The sequence below is a fragment of the Nocardioides pymetrozini genome, from assembly GCF_046058985.1.
Taxonomy (GTDB): domain Bacteria; phylum Actinomycetota; class Actinomycetes; order Propionibacteriales; family Nocardioidaceae; genus Nocardioides.
Genome location: NZ_CP175557.1, coordinates 57,469 through 78,268, shown reverse-complemented (window position 1 = coordinate 78,268; position 20,800 = coordinate 57,469). Strand labels below are relative to the sequence as shown.

Annotated in this window: 17 protein-coding genes and 1 pseudogene; 2 read left to right on the top strand and 16 right to left on the bottom strand. The window is 70.5% G+C overall.

The genetic code is table 11. The annotated features are described in order from the left end of the window. Window positions 1-166: 166 nt before the first annotated feature. The 13 genes and pseudogenes from ACJ5H2_RS22005 to ACJ5H2_RS21945 all read right to left on the bottom strand — a co-directional run bounded on the left by ACJ5H2_RS22005 (window position 167) and on the right by ACJ5H2_RS21945 (window position 11,573). Entirely contained in the window at window positions 167-1,159 is a 993-nt protein-coding gene (locus ACJ5H2_RS22005) for a DUF1643 domain-containing protein (protein ID WP_408899931.1), read from the bottom strand. A gap of 22 nt (window positions 1,160-1,181) precedes the next feature. Then, window positions 1,182-2,116, bottom strand: a pseudogene (locus ACJ5H2_RS22000) (DUF5131 family protein). Then, window positions 2,113-2,439 carry a hypothetical protein gene (locus tag ACJ5H2_RS21995; protein ID WP_408899857.1) on the bottom strand — a complete coding sequence of 109 codons (327 nt, stop codon included), beginning with the start codon at window positions 2,437-2,439 and terminating at the stop codon, window positions 2,113-2,115. Before ACJ5H2_RS21995 ends, ACJ5H2_RS22000 begins: the two are co-directional and overlap by 4 nt. Before the next feature lie 226 nt (window positions 2,440-2,665). Continuing rightward, a complete protein-coding gene (locus ACJ5H2_RS21990) occupies window positions 2,666-3,799 on the bottom strand; it encodes a hypothetical protein (RefSeq protein WP_408899856.1) in 1,134 nt (377 codons plus the stop codon). 77 nt (window positions 3,800-3,876) lie between these two features. Next, the gene (locus ACJ5H2_RS21985; RefSeq protein WP_408899855.1) at window positions 3,877-4,146 is read right to left on the bottom strand and encodes a hypothetical protein; all 270 of its coding nucleotides are present in this window, start codon (window positions 4,144-4,146) and stop codon (window positions 3,877-3,879) included. Beyond that, a complete protein-coding gene (locus ACJ5H2_RS21980; RefSeq protein WP_408899854.1) occupies window positions 4,143-6,101 on the bottom strand; it encodes a DNA cytosine methyltransferase in 1,959 nt (652 codons plus the stop codon). The genes ACJ5H2_RS21985 and ACJ5H2_RS21980 overlap by 4 nt, the downstream gene beginning before the upstream one ends. A gap of 256 nt (window positions 6,102-6,357) precedes the next feature. Beyond that, window positions 6,358-6,657, bottom strand: a complete 300-nt coding sequence (locus ACJ5H2_RS21975; RefSeq protein ID WP_408899853.1) for a hypothetical protein — start codon at window positions 6,655-6,657, stop codon at window positions 6,358-6,360. Further along, a complete protein-coding gene (locus ACJ5H2_RS21970) occupies window positions 6,654-6,899 on the bottom strand; it encodes a hypothetical protein (RefSeq protein WP_408899852.1) in 246 nt (81 codons plus the stop codon). Before ACJ5H2_RS21970 ends, ACJ5H2_RS21975 begins: the two co-directional genes overlap by 4 nt. Beyond that, window positions 6,896-7,192, bottom strand: coding sequence for a hypothetical protein (locus tag ACJ5H2_RS21965; protein WP_408899851.1), 297 nt, complete (start codon window positions 7,190-7,192; stop codon window positions 6,896-6,898). The genes ACJ5H2_RS21970 and ACJ5H2_RS21965 overlap by 4 nt, the downstream gene beginning before the upstream one ends. A 467-nt stretch (window positions 7,193-7,659) precedes the next feature. After that, complete coding sequence (locus ACJ5H2_RS21960) at window positions 7,660-8,226, bottom strand: thermonuclease family protein (protein ID WP_408899850.1); 567 nt, start codon at window positions 8,224-8,226, stop codon at window positions 7,660-7,662. Beyond that, entirely contained in the window at window positions 8,223-10,715 is a 2,493-nt protein-coding gene (locus tag ACJ5H2_RS21955) for a hypothetical protein (protein ID WP_408899849.1), read from the bottom strand. Before ACJ5H2_RS21955 ends, ACJ5H2_RS21960 begins: the two co-directional genes overlap by 4 nt. Beyond that, on the bottom strand, window positions 10,712-10,999 hold the full coding sequence (locus ACJ5H2_RS21950; RefSeq protein ID WP_408899848.1) for a hypothetical protein: 288 nt from the start codon (window positions 10,997-10,999) through the stop codon (window positions 10,712-10,714). Before ACJ5H2_RS21950 ends, ACJ5H2_RS21955 begins: the two co-directional genes overlap by 4 nt. A gap of 178 nt (window positions 11,000-11,177) precedes the next feature. Beyond that, complete coding sequence (locus tag ACJ5H2_RS21945) at window positions 11,178-11,573, bottom strand: hypothetical protein (protein ID WP_408899847.1); 396 nt, start codon at window positions 11,571-11,573, stop codon at window positions 11,178-11,180. A 253-nt stretch (window positions 11,574-11,826) separates the two neighbouring features. Between ACJ5H2_RS21945 and mobF the strand changes: the two genes are divergently transcribed. Together mobF and ACJ5H2_RS21935 are read left to right on the top strand one after the other, a co-directional pair. Next, on the top strand, window positions 11,827-17,766 hold the full coding sequence (gene mobF, locus ACJ5H2_RS21940) for a MobF family relaxase (RefSeq protein ID WP_408899846.1): 5,940 nt from the start codon (window positions 11,827-11,829) through the stop codon (window positions 17,764-17,766). A 280-nt stretch (window positions 17,767-18,046) separates the two neighbouring features. Further along, window positions 18,047-18,622 (top strand): hypothetical protein, encoded by a 576-nt coding sequence (locus ACJ5H2_RS21935; RefSeq protein ID WP_408899845.1) that lies wholly within the window; start codon window positions 18,047-18,049, stop codon window positions 18,620-18,622. A gap of 34 nt (window positions 18,623-18,656) precedes the next feature. Here ACJ5H2_RS21935 and ACJ5H2_RS21930 read toward each other — a convergent pair whose 3' ends face one another. From ACJ5H2_RS21930 to ACJ5H2_RS21920, 3 genes are all read right to left on the bottom strand, one after another. Continuing rightward, the gene (locus tag ACJ5H2_RS21930; RefSeq protein WP_408899844.1) at window positions 18,657-19,148 is read right to left on the bottom strand and encodes a hypothetical protein; all 492 of its coding nucleotides are present in this window, start codon (window positions 19,146-19,148) and stop codon (window positions 18,657-18,659) included. Window positions 19,149-19,339: 191 nt separating this feature from the next. Further along, window positions 19,340-20,077, bottom strand: coding sequence for a hypothetical protein (locus ACJ5H2_RS21925; protein ID WP_408899843.1), 738 nt, complete (start codon window positions 20,075-20,077; stop codon window positions 19,340-19,342). A 15-nt stretch (window positions 20,078-20,092) separates the two neighbouring features. Then, window positions 20,093-20,797, bottom strand: coding sequence for a helix-turn-helix domain-containing protein (locus ACJ5H2_RS21920; protein WP_408899842.1), 705 nt, complete (start codon window positions 20,795-20,797; stop codon window positions 20,093-20,095). Window positions 20,798-20,800: the final 3 nt, after the last annotated feature.

Below are 20,800 nucleotides of genomic sequence, written 5' to 3'. Positions count from 1 at the left end.
GGTCAGCCCACAGCCCGGTCGACGTCAGCCACGAGAGCAGCAACCAGCTGCACAGACCCAGAGACCCGCCCGTCAGGGGAGGTAACCATGGTCGTGCGCCTCCGCACACGCGCATCCCAAGCTCGAGCACCCACCGCGCCGGGCGATCCCCTGTCTCCATGTCACATCACTCCGCTTTGGTTCCGATTCCCGAGGTGTCGGCCGCTGCAGAGCCCGATGCGAAACGTCCAGCACCGCCACCCGCACTACCGACAGCTTCCGTGTGCCGGCGCTCCTGCGCGGTCAATCCCGCCCTCATGTCCACAGAAGCAACCGCGGCGCCGGCGGATCGGACAAGTGACGCGTTATGCGCGACGCCGAGCGCTCCAGGGTTGGCGACGCGCAGGAGCACGTCGGCATGGCAGGCCTCGTCGAGGCGGCACGAGCAGCCCAGCGGCCTGCCAGCGAGGTGGCGGCGCACGTCGTCGACGCTGATGGGCAGTCGGCCGGCGAGGAGATCTTCCTCGAAGAGCCTGACCGCCTCGGCACGGCCGACGTCGGCCACCTTGTGCGGGTTGCCCCACCGGCTCCCGCGCCTCACGGACGCGCCTCCCGGGGGCATCCGGTAGCCCGCGCGCCGCGAGAGCTGGAACCGCGCCGGCGTGCTCATCGTCGCTCCCCCCACCGCCGCCGGCGGCCAGGGAGACGGGCGCGAGGCGCCGGGCAGGTAGAGCGGATGCCGGGGGGCCCCGCTCTTCGTCAGGCCCAAGGCGGTGAACCGGTCCGCGCCGGGCATGGCGAGTACCCGCTCAACGCGGTCCGGTCGCGCGTGCGCTCCCCAGGCCGCGATGATCGGGAAGTCGTACCGTGCCGCCATGGCGAGGAACGTGGCGAGGTAGTGGTCGTTGCGGGGGCCGACCGGATCGGTGGCCGCCATCGCCTCCGCGGGTGAGGTGGCCCGAACCGCGTAGAGGTTGACCACGGCGAGTCCCGTGCCGCCCAGGGCCTTCGCGAACGCGACGCACCGGCGGATGGTGGGGTCGTCGTGGACCGCGTCGGCAGTCGACGGGTTCAGCATCACGAAGGTGACCCACCGCGGCCAGAAGAAGCCGGTGCACCACTCCCGATGCAGGCTGTAGCGGTAGACGCCGTCGGGTGAGAGCACGGCGTCGCGAGCCATCGGCTCGAGGTCGAAGAGGGACTCAGCCATGACGGGCCTCGGCACGGTCCGGGTACTGGTCCCAGCTGCGGCCGTCGAGCTCGCGGCCAGCGACCTTCTTCGCGACTCGCGACATCCGCACCGCGCCGGCGGGCAGCGGGATTCGACTCGTGGTGGTCTCGCCGTCGCGGTGGACGACCGTGCTGCCGTTCGCGGTCTCGACCCACGCGCCCCACTGTTTGAACAGGACCGGCACCCCGGCCGCCTGGCACTGGCCCCGGAGGGAACGAGCCCAGTCGGGGTGCATCGGGGTGCGCCGTGTCCGGACTCGCCGCCGACGATCACCCAGTCGAGACCGACGGGGCCTCGCAGCCATGCTCCGGCGTTGACCGGACTCAGCAGCGGCTCGAACGATCCGAATCGGACGGCGGCAGGCGTTTCCGCAAGAGCCGTCAGGCGGGTCCGCGCCCACCGCTGGTTCTCGACGGAAACACCCAGCCAGGCGTTCGGCAGGGGCCACCTCAGGGTGTCGCCCACGGCGCCGAGGTGGTTGTCGCTGGCGGCGATCCAGGCGTGCTCTAGGACGATCCGGGGGAACACCGGGTCAGAGAGCAGAGACCGCATCCGGCCGTGTCTCTTGGTGAGCAGCTGATAGGTGTGCTGCGGAGTGAGCGCCATCCGGGCGAACACCATGGCGATGAAGCTGTCCGGCACCTGGTCGTGGAACAGGTCCGACATGCTGTTGACGAAGATCCGCCGACCACGCTTCCAGCGCAGCGGCTGGTCGAGCCGCTGGGGCCGCAAGACGACGTCGAACCCGGTTTCGAAGTAGTGGCCCGGCGTGCCGCGGAACCTCTCCGCGAGCGTCTCCGCGTAGCAGTTCGCGCATCCCGGGCTGGCAGGGCTGAGCTTGGTGCAGCCCGTCACCGGGGGGTTCCACGTCGCGTCGGCCCACTCGATACCGGTGTTGTCGCTCATCGCCGCTCCCCGACGCCGCGCGTGGTCGCTGCGGTGACAGGAACCCACGTGCTCCCCTCGCTACCCGCCACGCTGGGTGTCAGCGCAGGCCGAGGACCTGCGAACGTGACCCCGTCCAGGTCGTCCTCGAGGTCCTCGAGTTCGTCGGGCAGAGCGGCCAGTGCGCAGGCCGGGCACAGGTGCTCGGTCATGGTCATCGCCCACCCGGCCTCGAGCGCGGCCTCGTCCGCGTACGACGGCATCGACCAGCCGGTGCCCTCGGGAGCGGTGAGACCGCAGCGGTCGCACAGGACGACGTAGTGCGCTGTCTCTCGGTAACACATCAGCCATGCCCCCCTTCGAGGTGGCTGTCGTCGACCCACGAGCCGTTCGAGGCCAGCCGGACCATCACGTGGTAGTCGCACATCCGTAGCCCGAGCTCGGCGTGCCGGTCGCAGCCAGGGAAGTCACAGGCCGCCCCAAGGTGCGTCTGTTCGCGGCGCCAGGTGGTTCGCTCGCCGGCGTCAGGGCACTGATCTGCCGAGCCCGCCACGGGGAGTCTTTGGATGCTCATGATGCCTCCGTCTCCTCAGTCACGAAGTAGCGGTAAGGGTTGATGCCTGTGACCCGCTCGAGTTCACTGCTCGCGCGGCCGGTCGCCTTCCAGCGCTCCACGAGGAGCGCCTTCTCTGCGGTGTTCAGCTCGACGGACTTCTCACCCGCCATCCGGCGCGCGATGGCTACCTCGTCGATGTCCTGCTCGTCGGTTGATGCGGGTTCGCCGTCGAGGTCGTCCAGAGCGAGCGGCGGCAGCCAGCCATGGCGGCGCGCCAGGTTGCGTGCCCGCGATGCGGCGGTCCGCTGGAAGCGGTCGGCCTGGGGTGGCAGGGTCATCGACAGCTCGGCGTAGAGCTCTTCGATCCTGTCGATGGTGCCGCGCTGGATGAGCCGGTCGTCGTCCTCGATGAGAGCGACGGCGTTCGCACCGTGGCGCATCCCGAGTCGACGGCCGAGCTCGGACATCGACCAGCCGAGAGCGACCAGTGCACGCAGGTGGGTGCGTGCCAGCGGGGTGCACTCCGGGTCGACCTGGCCCGCTCCAAGGTTGGCCGGGATCGGCTCCACGGCGTAGATCCGTTCGGCGGTCCTGCGCAGCACACGGCGCGAGGGTGCCCGGACCAGCTCACCGGTGCCGCCCCGACCACCGCCGGTGCCGGTCGAGTCGTAGACACCGAACACGAGCTTGGACAGGGTGCCGGTCGAGACGCCGGAGAGCTTCGCGACCTGCTTGAGGCCGATGCCGTAGGCCGCGAGCTCGGCCAAGTGCAGCCGCACCGGGTAGGCGTCAACGTACTTGTGGTAGCGGCCGTAGGCCTTGAGCCGCACCCTCTCGCTCTCTGCCTGGCTGTTGGCCTTCGAGCAGGGCTCGCACCGGCATCGGTCCAGCACGTAGCAGGCACGCGTGCCGTGCTGGTGGTTGGCCCGCTTGTGCAGGCAGGGCTTGGGGGTCCGGTCGACCGCCGCCATCCGCTCTTCGTGGAGCGCGGCCCGCAACATGGCCTCCTCGTGCTTCCTGCAGGAGTGACGCGAGAACCACCCCCTGGCCTCGGCCGCGCCCGCGTTCTCGTAGACGGCCTCCAGGCCGCACCGGGCACATCGGTAGGAGCGGGTCGCGCGGCGTACGCCGTCCGCGGTTCGGCACACGTGACGCCTCGCGTTAAACTCAGCCTTGGCGCGGGCGGAGTAGGTGCGGGTCCAACCGCAGGTGCACGTCACACGGTTCATAGCGGAAGCACTCCCCTCGCGGTGGCTACGCGCTCGTAGGCACGTTCGTCCTGGCTGAGCTGGATGAGCTCGGACAGGAGGAGCAGTCGGGCATTGCCGGGGTGGATGCCAGCGGTGGCGGCAGCGTCGATGTACTCGTCGAGGACATGGGCGACGGCGTCCCGGAGCTCTGGGTCGGCGATGGGCTCGACAGCGAGGAACTCGACGATGGTGGTCATGCCGTCGCGGCTGAGGGTGTCGACCTGGATGCGGGTGCGGGCGCTCATGCTGCGACCTCTTCGCCGTGCAGGACGGCACGGAGCCGGTTGCTGATCCACCAGCCAACCTGCGGGGAGACGGCGTTGCCGTAGCCGTCGACCCGGTCGCGGGCGGAGCCCCAGACCTGGAAGGTGCCCTGGTGATCGGCGAAGTCGACGTCGAAGCCACAGCCGCGGCCGATCTCGTGGTCGTACATCATCCGGAAGTAGCAGTCTTCGAGCGTGAGCTCGGCGAGCGCCTGATGCCACTCGGCCGTCAGCAGCGCCGTGGTGTCGCGCGAGGTGAGCGTGCCGAACGGGTCGGTCACCGGGTGAGGTGCGGTCTCGGTGCCGGTGGAGCCGTTCTGCTTGTACCAGCCGGAGAACAGCACCGCCTGGGTCGGCTCAGCGGTGACCGCTCCCAGCGGGTCCGAGACGGGGTGCGCCCGGTACTTCGCCTCACCGATCGACCCGTTGTTCTTGATCGTCCCGGCCGCGGTCAGCAGTCCAGGGATCTGCTCGGTCGTCACGGTCGGCATCGCCTCGGCGTGCGAGGTCGGCGTCGTGTGCCTCCGATACGGGAGCACACCCGAGCTGATGACGCCGAGGCCGCCCGACCCGGCGTTCCCGACGACAGTCTGCATCGCTGCGTCGAGACCTCGAGGCGTGGCGTTCTCCCGGTTGGCGAACACCGAGGCGGACAGGATGCCCATGGTCTCCGACCCGCCCTGGGTCGGCAGCGGCTCATCGGCCCCGCGAGGAGCGCCCTGGTAGTTGTCGATCGCCATCGCGACCGGCGGCGTCAGCATCCCGGTGCCGTTCGTCGAGGTCTGCGAGGGCAGCGGCTGGGAGAAGTCGCGGGTCCGGCAGCCCTTGGAGCCCGGCCACTCGAACGTGTTGCCCGCAGCCGCCATGAGCGCTCCGGTGGAAAGGACCGCGGTCTCCTGCTGGCTGGTCTGCGTGGCCATCGGCTGCCAAGGGTGCCGCTCGGAGCCTCGCTGCGACTTCGCCGGCATCAGCACGGCCGGGAACTCGGCGAACCGCTGACGGCACCGCTCGGCCCGGGCCATCGTCGCGGCCGCGAGCGGCTTCTCACGGTCGCCGATCCGGGTGCCCAGGTTCGAGAGGTCAAGTGCATCGAGCGAGGGCGTGAACGGCGGGATCACCTCGCGGTAGCACGACGGGCAGCGGTAGTTGTACTGCTTGCCGTAGCGCACCGATCCGGTCGGCGGGACCCCGGTCTTCCACGACCACACGGCCTGCACGATCGTCTGACAGTGGTCGCACCAGGACTCCGGCCGGTGCGCCAGGTCCGGGGTCGGGAGCTTCTTGTCCCAGAAGACCCAGTAGCCGCGGTCGCGAGACTGCCCGACGCCGAAGAACATCGAGTTCAGGTAGAGGCCCTTGTGGTTGTAGCCCAGCAGGTCGAACTGCTTGAGCCACCACCGGTAGGTCGACCCGTCGCCGACCTTCCGCTTCCCGGGGACGAGCTGCCCCCACGAGTAGAGCTCGGTGGTGCACTCGACGAGGATCAGCCGCGGGTGATGCTGGGCGGCGTAAGCGAGTACGCAGTTGGCGGTGGCTCGGTCGCGCTCTGAGCGGGTCACGCGGGACTCGTAGTCGGGGTCCTCGAGATCGAACAGCGACATGCCCTGCTCGTAGGCCTTCCTCGAGTTGGCCTGCGAGTGGTTGACGCAGCTCACGCCTGCGGCGAGCAGGTCGCCGGCAGGGAGCTCGCGCACCGAGTGGTAGGCGGGGGACTCGGTGTCGACCAGGTCGGCGATCCAGTGCTCGGTGGTCGGGTGGTTCGCCTCGTGGACCTTGACCTTGTACTCGTTGTGGTTGGCCGCGGTGATCACGTCGAACCCGGCGTGAGCGATCCCCTGCGTCAGGCCACCGAACCCGGAGAACAGGTCGACGGCGACCAGGGTGTCGTGCTTGAAGCGGCGCTGCTGCAGGGCCGGCCGGTGCTGGGCGATGGTCATGATGCGCTCCCCGAGAAGGTGAGCGACGCGACGTGGCCGTCGTTGGGCACACGGTCCGCGTGGTCGGCGCACAGGTGCCCGCCTCCCGATCGGACCCACCCAACCGGCATCTCCACTGTCGACGGCTCGAGCCAGAGCGCGCCCTGGTCAAGACGGGTCCATTCCGAGGCCCTACAGGCCGACCGGTGCTCGGGCCTGCCTCCGATGAAGTCGCAGTCGAACTTCGCGGACTGGTGTTCCGGGATGACATACACGCTCACTGGGTCACCGCCTTGACGACTGCAGCGACGACCTCAGATCGCTTCGTGGAGCGGCAGACCTCTCGGTCGTGATCACCCTGGGTGACGCAGACGCTGTAGCCGTACCACTTGCCACCTCGGCCGTAGCGGTCGCGGATCATCACCAGGCCGTCGCCTTGCCCAACCCCGATCGAGCGGGAGACCCCGTGAACGACCCGCCCGTACTCGACCTGGCTGTACGACCTCGCCGTGACCTTGGCAGGCACGCCAGCCGCGACGAGGTCCACTGCGAGGCGGTCCCAGCGCTCGGCGCTCACCCGATGACCTCCGTCGAACGGAGGACTGTCAGGTCGAGCTCGTCGAACTCGACGTGCTCGTAGTCCTCGAGCACCTGGTCGCCGTTGTCGGTGACGTACTGGTCGAACCCGGCGAGGTCGTTGTCCTTCCACTCGTCGGTGTCGTACGTGGCAGGAATGTCCACGACCCACTCCTGGATCCGCTCGATCAGGTAGGTGCGTCGAACTCGAATCCGACGGGTCCCCGTGGCCTCGGTGTTCATGCCTGCGCCCCTTCCGTGGGACCTGTCGCCCAGGTGGGCAGGTCGATCTGCTCGACGCGGCAGAAGTCGGCGAGCGTGAAGCCGTTGACAGGGCCGATCTCGTTCCACGCCTTGGCGTCTCCGTAGGACTGTCGCGCGAGGCTTGCGAAGGCAGCGGCGCTGAGGTGGTCGAGGACTCCCCCGGTCTCCTGGCGCATCAGGCACTCGACCAGCTCGAGGGTGGCGGCCTCGTCGAGGCCGATCGCCGACCTGACCAGCTGGGCGTATCCGGTGATCCGGCGCCGGGCGTTCATGCGGCACCACCCGGGCACGGCGAGGGGTGGCGCGGGTCGCTGCGTCCGCAGTCGCGGCAGGTCCAGCCGTTGGCCACTCGGATGCAGGGCCGGCAGGGACGGTTGTGGCGAACCTGGTAGGCGGCGGTCGCCTGGATGGTCTCGCCGCACTCCGGGCACGGGTACGGGTAAGGCCCCTTGCCCCTCATGCGCCCGCTCCGTTCGCCTCGGCGGCCGCGATCGCCGTCCAGTAGGGAGCCGGGTCGCGCTCAGGCTCACCGTGTCGGCAGGTGCATGTCTGCTGGCACATCGGCAGGCCCCGGTTCGAGCACTCCTCAGGCCCGTGCCCCTCGTTCGCACATCCCTCGCAGGTGCTCATCTGACGACCTCCATCGCCTAACGGATGCTGTCCCTGATCCCGCTACTGTAATCCCCCCCGTTACAGGGTGTCAACCCCCCCGTTACACCGTGTCGTGATCCCTCGTCGGTCACCGGCATGAGGACCACAACCCGCGGTCGGCATCGCGGGCGAGGCCCTCCATCTGGGCGTACTTCGGGTGCCGCGACACTGGGGTCGAGCTGTCGCGGGCCTCGGCGGACCCGGAACGGATCTGGGCGGCGCCGACGTCGCGGCCCCAGGCCTGCACGTACCGCAGCCAGCGGCCGTAGGTGTCGACGTCGTCCTGGGTCGGGTCGCTCACGAGAGTCACCTGGGTGCCGGCGGGCAGCAGCTGCTCGAGGTGCCGCGTCGCAGCCTCGCCGTAGCACTCCCCCGGCTTGCCGGGATGCGGTTCCTCGGGAGCACTGATCCCGAGGAACCGCACCCGGACCTCGCGGCCGTCACGCAGTTCGACCTGGACCGTGTCGCCGTCGAGGACGTAGGCAACGACGCCGGCCGTGCGCTGGCCACGCTCGCCGGAGTCAGAGCCGGCGGGCCGGGTGTCGAGTGGGTCGCCCCCGAACGCGAATCCGCCGGCGACCACGCGGCTGCCGACGATCACCACCAGGGCCACAATCGCCAGGGAGAGGAGTCGGACCGGTTTGCTCGCGATCATCGCGCGATCCCGGTCTGTACGGCGGCCGCCGGCTGATGCAGCTCGCTGCTGCTTCGCGGCCGCGGAGTCGGGGGCGGCAGCGCCGGCCGGCGGCCAGTGGCCGCTCGCTCGGCCGCCGCGGTGTTCTGTGCGCTGGCCTCCTGCACCCGGGGGTTGGCGTCACTCAGGAGTGCCTGCAAGGTCTCCGGGGCGATGCTGGGGTTCTTCGCCAAGGCCACCCGCACCTGCGTGTCCGGGTCCGCCTGGAGCCGAGTGAGGACCGCCGGATCGACATGCTGGTTGCGGGCCAAGGCTCGGCGGACGCCCGGCTCCTGGTCGAGGACGACGCGGTGGGAGTCGGCGGCATCGATGTTCGGGTTCGACGCGGCGTGCTCGCGCACCCAGGCATTCGTGTCCTCGTGCGCCAGCCGGTACAGCGCCGGCGCCGGAAGTGACGGGTTCGCGGCCGCGACCGCTCGTGTCCGGGTGCCCGTCGAGGTGTCGCGTGAGAGCCGCTCGAGGACGTCGGTTGGGGTGGCCGGGTTCTTGGCGATCGCCGCCATCGTGTTGCCGTCGGTGTTCTCCCAGCCGGCGAGGATCTCCGGCGGCGTGCTGGGGTTGCTGGCGACGGCCTGGCGTACGTCCGGGTCCACCCACGTGCGGCCGGGTGCAGGCGCCGTGGCGAGATGCTCGAGGACCGCTGTCGAGGCGTGCGGGTGCCGGCCGATCGCGGCGAGCACCGTCACGTCCTGGTCGCCGATCATCCGCGCCAGCGTGGCCTCACTGGTAGACGGGTTGCTGGCCACGAACCAGCGCACCTTCGTCTCGGTGAGCTCCTTGGCCTCGTCAGGGTCGTCGGCAAGCCGGTCCAGCGCCTCAGCCGGGGTGTGCGGGTTCCGGGCAACAGAGCGGCGGACCGTGACGTCCTCGTCGCCCGCCAGTCGGTGCAGCGTCGCGGCCGAGGTAGCGGCGTTCTCGGCAACCACGCGCCGGTCGCCGCCGATCTCACTGCTCGCGATCTCATCGAGCACGGCCGGGTCGGTGCTCTTGCGCGCCTCGCGGTAGCGCACGGCCAGCGCCGGATCGATCGGCAGGGTCGCCTCGGTCGGCGCTGGGTCGTCCTGGGCGAGCGGCTTGTACGCGACGACTGGGGTCCCGTCACCCTGGCGGACAATGAAGATCCCGGCCGCGTCCCGCTCGGCACGGGTGCCCGACCACGCCAGGTGGGCGCCCCGGTCGCCGTCGACCGGGGTGGTGATCATCTGGTGACTCGTCTGTTTGGTGACGGTGCGCACGTCCGGCTCGGTCTGCTCGCGCTGACCAGCCAGGTAGAAGACCTGCACCCGCGTGCCCACCGGAAGGTTGCGGCGCAGCTCGGCGACCGAGATCCGCTCGCGCCCCTCCCCGATGGGACGGCGCTCCTGGGTCGGCTGATCGGCGCGGGGCGTGCTCGGCCCGGGGTGCGCGGTCTGCCACGCCTTCACTTCCAGACTCGGGTGGGTGTCGAGCCACCCGCCCAGGGCATCTGCGGCGCGGGCGCTCATCGCTCGCGCGGACTCGGTGTACATCGGGTTCCGGGCCTGCTGCTGGTAGCGGTGATGGGCGCGCGCGACGAGGACCGCAGCACCGGCATCGAGGTAGCCACGTGACCGGTCGTCCACGTCCAGGATCACCGAATCGGAGCGGTCGCCCTCGAAGTACTCGAACACGACGCGCTCCGAGGAGTGGGTCGTCTTCCGCTCGCAGATGATGGTGAACTGGTCGGGCAGGCGCAGGTTCTCCAGCGCAGTGCGCTGCTGGTCGGTGTAGTTGCGGATCCGCATCGGTGTCTCCTGATGATGGGTGCCGGTCTTCGGGGTGTTGTCCTGCGCTCGGGTCTGGTGCGCCTGCTCGGCCGGGTGCGCGGCGGCCTGCCGGCCGAGGTGCTGGTCCTCGAGGAGCTCGAGCAGGTCGACCGGCTCGTGGTCGAGCCCGGCCGAGAGCGCCTGGTCGTGGAGCTGGAGGCGCTCGGCGTCGAGGGCGGCGTACTTCTGCTCCCAGGCCGGGAGCACGCCGCTGGCCTCGAACTCCTGGAGTTCGCCGAGGTACGCCGCCTGTCGTGGCGTGAGCGGCTGGCCCTCGACGATGGGACCGCATCCGATCGCGGCCGCGCTCGCTGCGAACCGCGGGTACGCCTTCCGGTGCTCGCGCAGCCGGTCGCGGAGCTCGACGAGCTGCTCGCGGACCTCGGTGGGCACCGACGCGGCGATCGCCTCGATGTCGGCCCACGCGATGAGCTCGCGTGGGTTGTGCCAGGACTCGTCGAGGCCGAACCCGAGCCCGTCGGTCGTGCCTGCGATCCGCTCCCCCGTCGCCGGGTCGGAGTGCTGTGTGCCGGACCATCCGGACTCCCTCACTTGGGCCACCTCGGACGGGTCGAGGAGGATCGAGGTCATCGCCCAGGTCGACCACGACCGCAGCAGCTCGTGCTGACGACGCCGGCTCGTCACGAGGGTCGGCCGCCCGGTCACCGTGCTACCCCCGGGCCGAGCGCCGGCCGCCCCGGCGTCAACTTCGCTCGCTCCTCCTCCGCAGGCGCCGCGGTGTTCGGAGGCAGCAGTGCTGGCCGATCCGGGGCGGCCTCGAGGCCGAGCCCCTCGCGGATCGAGGACGCAGGAATGCCCATGGCCCGAAACGTCGCGACGCTGAGCCGGTCGGCGTGCGCCTTCACGACCTCCACCTCGGCCGCGCGCACAGCATCCTCGCCGAGCTCGCGCACCGCGGCTTCCCGACTGCCGTCGTCCTGGTCGGCCATCAGACCTCTCCCGGGTAGCGCTCGTGCGGCGGGCACGAGCAGTCCTCGCACGGCAGGAAGTGGTGCCCGTGGCTGCACCACGGACAGGGCAGGTCGTGACTCAGGCTGAGCGGCCCCGTGCGCCGCTCAGCCCGAGCCCGCTCGGGTCGTGGAGGAGCCCCGAGCGTTCCGGTGGCCATCACGCCACCACCTGGACGCCGGCGGCCTCAGCAGTGCCGCCGGCGTCCCCGTCGCTGGTGTCGGAGTCGTCTCCGGTGTCGGTCTCGACCTGGCGCAGCCGACGTACCGTCGCCTGGTCGAGACCGGTCAGCTTCACGACGTCCTTGACCGCCAGCTTCTCCGCCAGCAGTCGCTCGATCGCGGCTGCGGCCGCGACCTCCGCGTCCTTGACCGCCTGCTCGGCCTGAGACCGGTCCTCCCAGGCCACCTCGACGTCGACCGACGCCTCGTCGATGCGACGCTCCCGGGCCAGCTGGTCCGGGTCCAGCTTGAGCCGGCGCTCGCGCGCCGCCTTCAGCCGGGCGTCCCGAGCCCGATCCCGAACTGCCTGTGCCTGAGTCGCCTTGCTGCCCACTGGGGACCACCTCTTCCTTGCTCGTCACGTCACGGAAATCCACCGCGACCCTTCACAAGCGAGAAGCAACCTCGACCGCCCCAGATCGGACACCTCGACCGAGCCAATTTCGAACCATCGAAACCCACCCGGCTCACTCCACTTTGAAAATCTCCGAACCGCTCACCAGAACCACGCACCCCATGCACTGTCGGAAATGGGTGCCGGGCAGGTGTCCGATCCCGGCTCGTCGCGGTTGCTTCTCTGCGATGTGATGGGTGTGCACAAGCTGACCGCGGGCGACGGGTACACGTACCTGACCCGTCAGGTCGCCGTGCACGACGCGACCGACCGGGGCCACGCGGGACTGGCCGACTACTACGCCGAGAAGGGCGAGTCACCGGGCGGCTGGTTCGGCGCCGGACTGGCTGCGCTCGACCTCGAGGCCGGCTCCCAGGTCACCGAGAAGCAGATGCAGAACCTCTTCGGCGAGGGGCGCCACCCGGACGCGGAACGGCTGGAGGACGCCGCCGAAGCGGCCGGGAAGAGCCTCGTCGAGGCCAAGAAGGCCTCCCAGCTCGGCCGCGTGTTCGCCCGCTACCTCGGCAACCAGCCGGAGTTCATCCAGGAGACCGCACGGCGCTACATCGCCTACAACCTGGCCAACGGGGAGCATTGGAAGACCCCCGTGCCGGCCGAGGAACGCGCCCGGATCCGCACCGAACTGGGCAACGAGTACTTCCAACGCGAGCACGGCCGCGCACCGATCGACGACCGCGAGCGGGGCTCCTTCATGGCCAAGGCGACCCGTCAGCAGACCACCGCCGTGGCCGGCTACGACCTCACCTTCGCTCCGGTGAAGTCCGTCTCGACGCTGTGGGCACTGGCCGACCGGGACGTCGCCAAAGAGATCGAGTCCGCCCATCACGCGGCCGTCGAGGCCACGTTGTCGTGGCTGGAGAAGGAGGTGCTGTTCACGCGCCGCGGCCGCGGCGGTCTGCAGCAGGTCAAGGCCAAGGGGCTGATCGCGGGCATGTTCACCCACCGCGACGCGCGCTCCTCCGACCCTCACCTGCACACCCACGTGGCGGTCAGCAACAAGGTCCAGGACGAGACCGGACGCTGGCTCGCCGTCGACGGCCGGGTCCTGTTCAAGGCCAACGTCACCCTCGCGGAGATGTACAACACCCTCATCGAGTCCGAACTGATCGCCCGGCTGGGGGTGCGATTCGAGAACCGCCGCAGCGGCCTGGTCAAGGGCGTCGACAAGCGGCCTGTACGCGAAATCGTCGGCGTCGACGAGCGTCTGGCCAAGACCTGGTCCAAGCGTCACAGCGCCATCGAGGCCCGGCGACGTGAACTGGCAGCGGCGTTCCAGACCGAGCACGGTCGCCCGCCGACCGAAGGCGAGGCCGTCACCCTGGCAGAGAAGGCGTGGGACCAGACCCGGCAGGCCAAGCACGCACCACGCGCCGAGGCCGACCAGCGGGCCGCCTGGCTGGCCGAGGCCGCAGACATCATCGGCAGCGAACAGGCCGTCCGCGACATGGTCGAGGACTGTCTCGGACACCGCACCGACTCCCAAGACGTCACCGACGAGTGGGTGGCCGAGACCGCTCAGAAGGTCGTCGCGCGGGTCGCCGAGGACCGTGCGACCTGGCAGGTATGGCACCTGCGTGCCGAAGCCCAGCGCCAGGCCCGCGCCCATGGCGTACGACTTCCCGACCTCGACGCCGCCGTCGACCGCGTCGTAGCGACCGCGATCGGAGAGCACTCCATCGCCTTCAACGACCCCGACCCGCTCACCCACGCGGGCACCGCGGCCACCCAAGACGTGACGATCCCCGAGCCGTTGCAACGCACCGAGCACGGGGTCGACGGGGAGGAGATCGTCAGCGTCTACAGCCTCGCCGGCGCCCGCCTGTACACCTCCCAGGCCGTCATCGACGCCGAGCGGCGCATCGTCGAGTCCGCCCGCCGCACGGGCGGCCGCACCATCAGCGAGGTCCGCGTCGGCATCGCGATCGCCGAAGCCGCCGCCAACGAGCTCCAGCTCAACGCCGCCCAGCAGTCCCTGGTCCGCGAGATGGCCACCAGCGGGCGACAGGTCCAGCTCGCGCTCGCTCCCGCAGGAACCGGCAAAACCACCGCCATGCAGGTCCTCACCCGCGCCTGGCAGGACTCCGGCGGCACCGTCCTCGGCCTCGCGCCGTCCGCGGTCGCAGCCCAAGAACTCGGCGCCTCCATCAACCCCGAGGCGGACGCAGGTGCTGCGACGAAGGCCAAGGGCGGCCTCCTCGCCAGGCCGTGGCGTCCGGGCCGGAAGAAGGTCCGCGCGGACACCCTGGCCAAGCTCGTGTGGCACGCCAAGAACGGCGACGCGCCCTCGTGGATGGAGCGGATCAACTCCAAGACCCTCGTCCTCATCGACGAAGCGGGCATGGCCGCCACCACCGATCTGGCGGCCGCGATCGACTACATCACCTCCCGCGGCGGCCAGGTCCGGCTGGTCGGTGACGACCGGCAGCTCGCCTCGGTCGCCGCCGGCGGCGTCCTGCGCGACATCGCCCACCAGATCGGCGCCGTCACCCTCAGCGAGGTCCACCGCTTCCGCAACCCCGACGGCAGCCTCAACCACGCCGAGGCGGCCGCCACCCTCGCGCTGCGCGACGGCGACCCCTCAGCGATCGCGTTCTACGCCGACCGCGGCCGCATCCACGTCGGCGACCTCGGGTCCTGCGCCGACCAGGCCTACGCCGCCTGGGCCGCCGACCGTGCCGCCGGCACCGACTCGGTCGTCATCGCACCCACCCGCGACCTCGTCGCCGAACTCAACGCCCGAGCCCGCAACGACCGCCTCGCCGGCCGCGACGAGAAGGAGATCGGGCGCGTCCTGACGCTGGCCGACGGCACCAAGGTCTCCGAAGGCGACCGGATCATCACCCGCGACAACGACCGTCGCCTTCGCATCAGCCGCACCAACTGGGTCAAGAACGGCGACCGCTGGCACGTCAAGAAGGTCAACGCCGACGGCTCCATGATCGTGGTCCACGACCAACTCAACAAGACCGTCACCCTGCCCGCCGACTACGTCGCCCAGACCGTCCAACTCGGCTACGCCACCACCGTGCACGGCGCCCAGGGCATCACCACCGGCACCTGCCACGTCGTCCTCACCGGCGACGAGGACCGCAACCTGCTCTACGTCGCGCTCTCCCGCGGCAAGTTCGCCAACCACCTCTACCTCAACGTCGCCTCCGACGGCGACCCCCACAACCTGATCCGCCCCGACGCGCTGATCCCACCCACGGCGCTCGACCGGATCGCCGACATCCTGCGCCGCGACGGCTCGCCGATCTCCGCGACCACCGCACTGCGCGAGCAGACCAACCCGCACCAACTGCTCGGAGACATGGCCGCCCGCTACCACGACGCGGTCACCGCCGGCGCCGAACAGCTGATCGGCCCCGTCGGCATGGACAAGATCGACGCGCACGCCGAAGCACTCCTGACCGGCCTGACCGAGGCACCCGCCTGGCCGACCCTGCGCTCCCACCTCGCGCTCATCGCGCTCGACGAGCACAGCCCACTGAAGCTGCTGACCACAGCCGTCGGCGCCGGTTCGCTGGCCGACGCACGCGACCCCGCCGCGGTGCTCGACGCCCGGATCGACGACCTCGTTGCCGAACTCAACGCCGCCCGACCGAACGATCCGGACACTCCCCCGCCCACCGACGGACCGCTCCCGTGGCTGCCCGCCATCCCCGCCCGGCTGGCCGAAGCCCACGACTGGGGTCCGTTCGCGGCCGCCTACCACCAACTCGTGCGCGAGCAGATCGACGCCGTCCGCGAGCAGGCACGGGGGTGGACCGGCGCCACCGCACCCGTGTGGGCACAACCCTTCCTCGAGGACGAGGACGCCGACCTGAGAGCCGACCTCGCCGTGTGGCGAGCCGTGGCCGGCACCGACGAGAACGACCTGCGCCCCACCGGCGAACGCACCATCGGCGCCCCCGGCGCCTACCAGACCAAACTCAACCGGGCCGTCCGCGCCGCACGACCGAGCTACCCCTTCTCCAAGCGCACCTGGTACCAGGTGCTTCCCGAGACCGTCCGCACCGACCCGTGGATCACCCCGCTGTGCCAGCGGCTCGCCCGCCTCGAACGTGCAGGGCTGCCCGTCACCGACTACATCAAGGAAGCACTCGCCTCCGACCCCTCCCTGTCCGATCACCAGACCGCCACCGCCCCGGACGCTCCGCAGGACGACAAGACCGCACCCGACCCGCGGCCGCTGCCCGACGAGCAGCAGGCCGCCGCGCTGTGGTGGCGTCTTATGCCGCACCTGGGACCGGCGGCACTCGGGGCCGACGCACACTCGGCGAACCTCCTGCAACCCGCCTGGCGCCCCGCCCTGGCTGAACTCATCGGCACGACCAAGGCCGACTACCTGCAGAAGGCCCCCGCGTGGCCCGCACTCGTGGCCGCCGTCGACGAGGCCTGCCAGCACCACGGCTGGAGCCCGGCCGAGATCCTCTCCACCGCGCTCGCCGGCGTGCCCCAGGACGGGTCCCTCACCGGCGTCGAGATCGCCGACGCACTCGTACTGCGCATCGCCATGCTCACCGACCAGCCGACCGAAGCGCCGCCGCCCCGCGACGACGAGGCGCCCTACCCCGAGGCCGACATCCCGGTCGACCCCGACCTGCTGCCGCCCGAGGACGCCGACGAGTTCATGGCCGCCTTCTACCGCGACCAGCCCGCCGACGACGCCCCGGTGCTCCACTCCCCCGCCCCGGACGCGTACGACGACCTCGCCAACGAGCTGGTCGACCGGGAACCGCCACCGGACGACTACGACCCGACGCCGTACGACGACGTGCCCGCCGGCGCCTACCCGTACGTCGAGGACCCCTACGCGACACCCCTGCCCTGGGCGCATGCCGACCAGGTCACCGCCGAGAACGCCTTCCCCGACCCCAACGAGCTCCCGGCCGAACGGATCCACGAGCTCAACCAGCAGGCCATGGCCTACTTCGAGTCCTGCTACCCGCGCTCATGGGCACCGGAGTACATGCGCGAACGCCTGGGCACCGACCTTGCCGACCACCCCACCTACGCCCTCGGGTACGCCCCCGGCGGAGGCCGCAGCCTGATGCGCCACCTCACCGACCACGGCGCCACCCTCGACGAACTCGCAGAAGCCGGGCTCGTCTCCAAGCGGGACCGCGACGACGGCACGACGTACTACCGCGACTTCTTCCGAGACCGCCTGGTCATGCCCATCCGTGATCCCCACGACCCCAGCGGAGAGGCGATCCTCGGCTTCGTCGGCCGCCGCAACCCCACCAAGGGCGACGACGACTACGCCGGGCCGAAGTACCTCAACACCCGAACCACCTCCGTCTTCACCAAGGGCGAGGCGCTGTTCGGCTACGCCGAAGCCCGCGAACTGCTCGCCGGCGGTGCGCTCCCGGTCATCGTCGAAGGCCCCATGGACGCACTGGCCATCACCCTGGGCAGCAATGGCGCCGCCGTCGGCATCGCCCCGCTGGGCACCGCGCTCACCATCAACCAGATCAGACTGCTCCGCGCCAACATCGACACGGTCAACGGCCGCGACCGCATCGCCGTGGCCACCGACTCCGACGCCGCTGGGTGGAAGTCGGCACAGAAGGCCTTCTGGCACCTGACCGCCGCCGACCTCGACCCCACCCAGCTCGAACTGCCCGACGGCCTCGACCCCGCGAAGGTGTTCGAGACCGAGGGCGCCGACGCGATCGCCGTCGCCATCGAGAACCGGTCCCCGCTCGGCGACGCCATGATCGACCACCTTCTGCGCACCGCCGGGCACTGGTCCGAGACCGACGTCCGCCAGACGCTCATCCACCAGGCCGCGCGCATCCTCGCCGTGCGCGGCTCCGACCGCTGGCTCGACGGGTTCGAGCGTCTACGGCACAAGCTGCACTTCGCACCCGGCATCCTCGAACACCAGACCGTCACCGAGAGCATGGAGCGCGACCGCAACCGCCCGGCCTACGCCCAAGCCCGCATCGACGAGATCAACGCCGAAGAGCGCAAGAAGGCCGCCAAGACCGACCCGCAGTCGCGTCGGCGGGCAGCCGAGAAGCGGCTCGCAGCCGCAGCCACTCCGCCCCGGCCTGGGCACGACGTGCCCCCCTCGGATCCCGGTTTCGAGGGTCCAGCACGCTGACGACAGGACGCTCAGAATCGCTCTGGGCGAACTCTGCCCGAAAACACGGCACGAATCGGGGTCTGAACCTGCGTCAGGAAGCCTTCTGAGCGCTTTTCGTGTCGATCGGCCCGGCAAGGCGCCACCGTCCACTCGCGCGGCTACCCCTGGCCGCCGCCGCCGCCGGTGGTGACGGCTCCTGCCGCAGACGACAACGGCCGCCGTCGGTGGCGCCCCACAGCCTCCTTTGGACGTCTTCGCAACCAGCAAGTGTCGGCGCGGAGTGGAACACTCGGCCGACATGGAGATGGACATCGGCTCTCGAAACGCCGCCCTGGTCGTGGGAGAGGATCTGTACGACTCCGTCGAGATCCCAGGGTTCGAGCACCAGAGCAACTGGGGATTCGACCTCAGCACCAGGTCCTACTGGGCATCACTGTCGCCCAACAATGCCGACCCTGATGCCCCTCCCGCGGTCTCTGTTGGTTGGAGCGGCCCCGTCTTGCCTCGGCCGGACTGCGTGCTCGTCGAGCTGTGCACCCAGCTCCGGCTCGATCCACTGACGGTCGCCCGCGGCCTCGGCCTGATGCGACCGATCCACCCGCGGACACCAACGCAGCTGGCCACCCGCCACCTCGAGGTGTTCGTGCCCGGTGTGGTCGACGGCTACACCCTCGTCGGTAGCTGGCTGGTCGGCGACGCGGAACGGTGCCCAGCAAGCGAGTGGCCGTGCTACCCCGGCTTCGTCCCTCAGGCTGAGCACCTGTGGGCGGAGCTCTTGTACGTGACCGGGCGCCTCTACCTGGGCGAGCGGACCCCTCTCCTGCTGTCGGTCGACGAGGCGCTGGGCTACGCGGCCGGGTTACTGGGCGACTGACCGCCCGCGCCCCCGCCCGGCCAAGCAGACCGGATCAGAACAGCGCCATCTGCGCCTCGTCGACCGAGGCCAGCGCACGGGCAATCCGCTCGTCATCCCAGCCGTCGGTCACGGCGGCGCGCAGTGCGAGCGACCGGCGGTACATCGCCTCGCGGCCGAGCATCCGACCACGGTACCTACGGGAGTCACGGCGGCCGTGCTGGGCGATCCGTGCCAGGTTCGCGGCCTGGGTGGACCCTTCGAGATGATCGAGCAGTGTGCCGTCGGCGCGGACGCAGATCGGGTTGTCACAGACCACGTGCTCGACTACCGGGTGTAGGTCGATCGACACGCCCTCGGCCAGAGCCCAGGCGACCCGATGGGGTCTAAGAACACGCTGACGTCCGTCTCTGGAGATCCAGAATCTCCCGTAGCCGTCGTCACCAATTGCGGCGCCGTCTCGGGCCCACAGCCAGCAGTCGGTCTCCCGAGGTCCCTTCACGACGCGCGACCAGAACCGGTCGATCTCGTCTGCCGTGAGGTGCATGGGTTCACCGTAGGTGTCGGCGCCGACAGTTTCAGTGCGCCGGGAATCTCACGCGCCCAACCGGCGGCTCCACGCCCAATAGACCCGCTTCGAGCGTGACAAACCCCCGTTGACCTGCGCGTGCGATTTGCGTGTCTCCTGGTGACGGCACGAGACGGCGCGACGGTGGCGGCCTTCCGGCGCCGCGGTGCTCACCTGCCGAGACCCGGAGCCGGTCGCGGCAGTGTGAAGAGCCCCTGGTCGGATGCCGCCGTCGGCGTGGGTGCGGTGGGCGCGGCCCGGAGCGCGCTGGCCTGCATGGCCACGGACTCGGCCGACCTGGCAGGTGTCGCTGGCTGCTGCTGGTCGAGGAGCTCGAGGAGGTCCTCAGGCTCGTCGTCGACGGTGAGTGGGAGTGCGCGGGCGATCGCCGCCTTTTGACGGTCCCAGACCTCGCGCAGTGCGGTGAGGTGCCTGCTGTACGCCGCGTCCCACTCTGTCTCGGCGACCTTGTGTTCTTTGTCGGTGGCGAAACGGTGTCGCCAGGGCCAGCCGCCGCGCGCGTCGCTGAGCTCCCGCCAGCCGCGGTTCTCATCGCTCTCGGTGCGCCGCAATGTGTCCAGTTCAGTGCGTAGCTCGTGCGGCAGGGTCGCGCCGTACGCGGCCGGCTGCGCCCACGTCACCTTCAACACGACCTTCGGTTTGATCTGCCGCCACGCTTGGGTGGCGTCGGTCGCTCCGGCGTCGCCGGCCGCGCGCAGTGCTGCGGAGAACTCGGAGTGGTCTTCGAGCCAGACCGCCTTGCGGTTGTAGTTGATCCAGCAGCCGGCCTGGGTCGCCGAGCGGCCGCCTTCGAGCGTCCCGCGCTCGCGGAGACGGTCGAGGAGCGCGTCGGCCGCCATGCCAGCGCCGAGCGATCCGAGCAGTTGCTGTTGGTCCCGGTTCAGCATGCCGCCCCGGCCCGTCTACCTGGCGGGTGCAGCTGAGATCGCCACCCGCTGGCTGTTCTCGTCCTGGTGGCGGCGCGCACCGTCGTCGCGGGCCTGGTCGAGGGCGGCCAGCTGGAGCGTCGTGCTGCGCGTGCTGTCGGGGGCGCCGGGGTCCTCGGCGGGGATGCTGGTCGGGTCCGCGTAGTGCTCGTCGAGTTGGTCGACGATGCGGGCACAGACCGCGTTGAGGCGTGGGTTGTTCGCGACCTTGTTCTGGGCGTAGATGACGCTCGTGTGGTCCTTGCCGAAGTAGGTCGCGATCGCCGGCAGGGTCAGCCCGCCACGGCGCGCCGCGGTCATGGCGACGGCGCGGGCGTCGGTCACTGCTCGGTGGCGGTCGGCGCTCAGGACGGCGTCGCGGGTGGTGCCGAAGGACTGGGCGGCGGTGGCGATGGCGATCGCGCAGATGCCGTCGGGGCCGACGTCGGCCACCTCGCCGGTGGCGTTCTCGGCGGCGTTGACCTGGGTGGCCAGGGCGATCGCGAGCGAGCGCAGCTGTTCGGCGTTCATCTGGTCGAGCGTGCGCTCGAGGACGGACTGGTTCGCGTTGGCGACGAGCGCGGCGAACGCTGCAGCCTGCTGGGCGCTGAGGCCGTCCGGCTCCAGGACCTCCTCGTCGGGCTGGGTCTGCTGGTCGTCAACTAGTCGAAGCCGTCGGCTGCTGTTGTCTGGAGTGGCCATCGC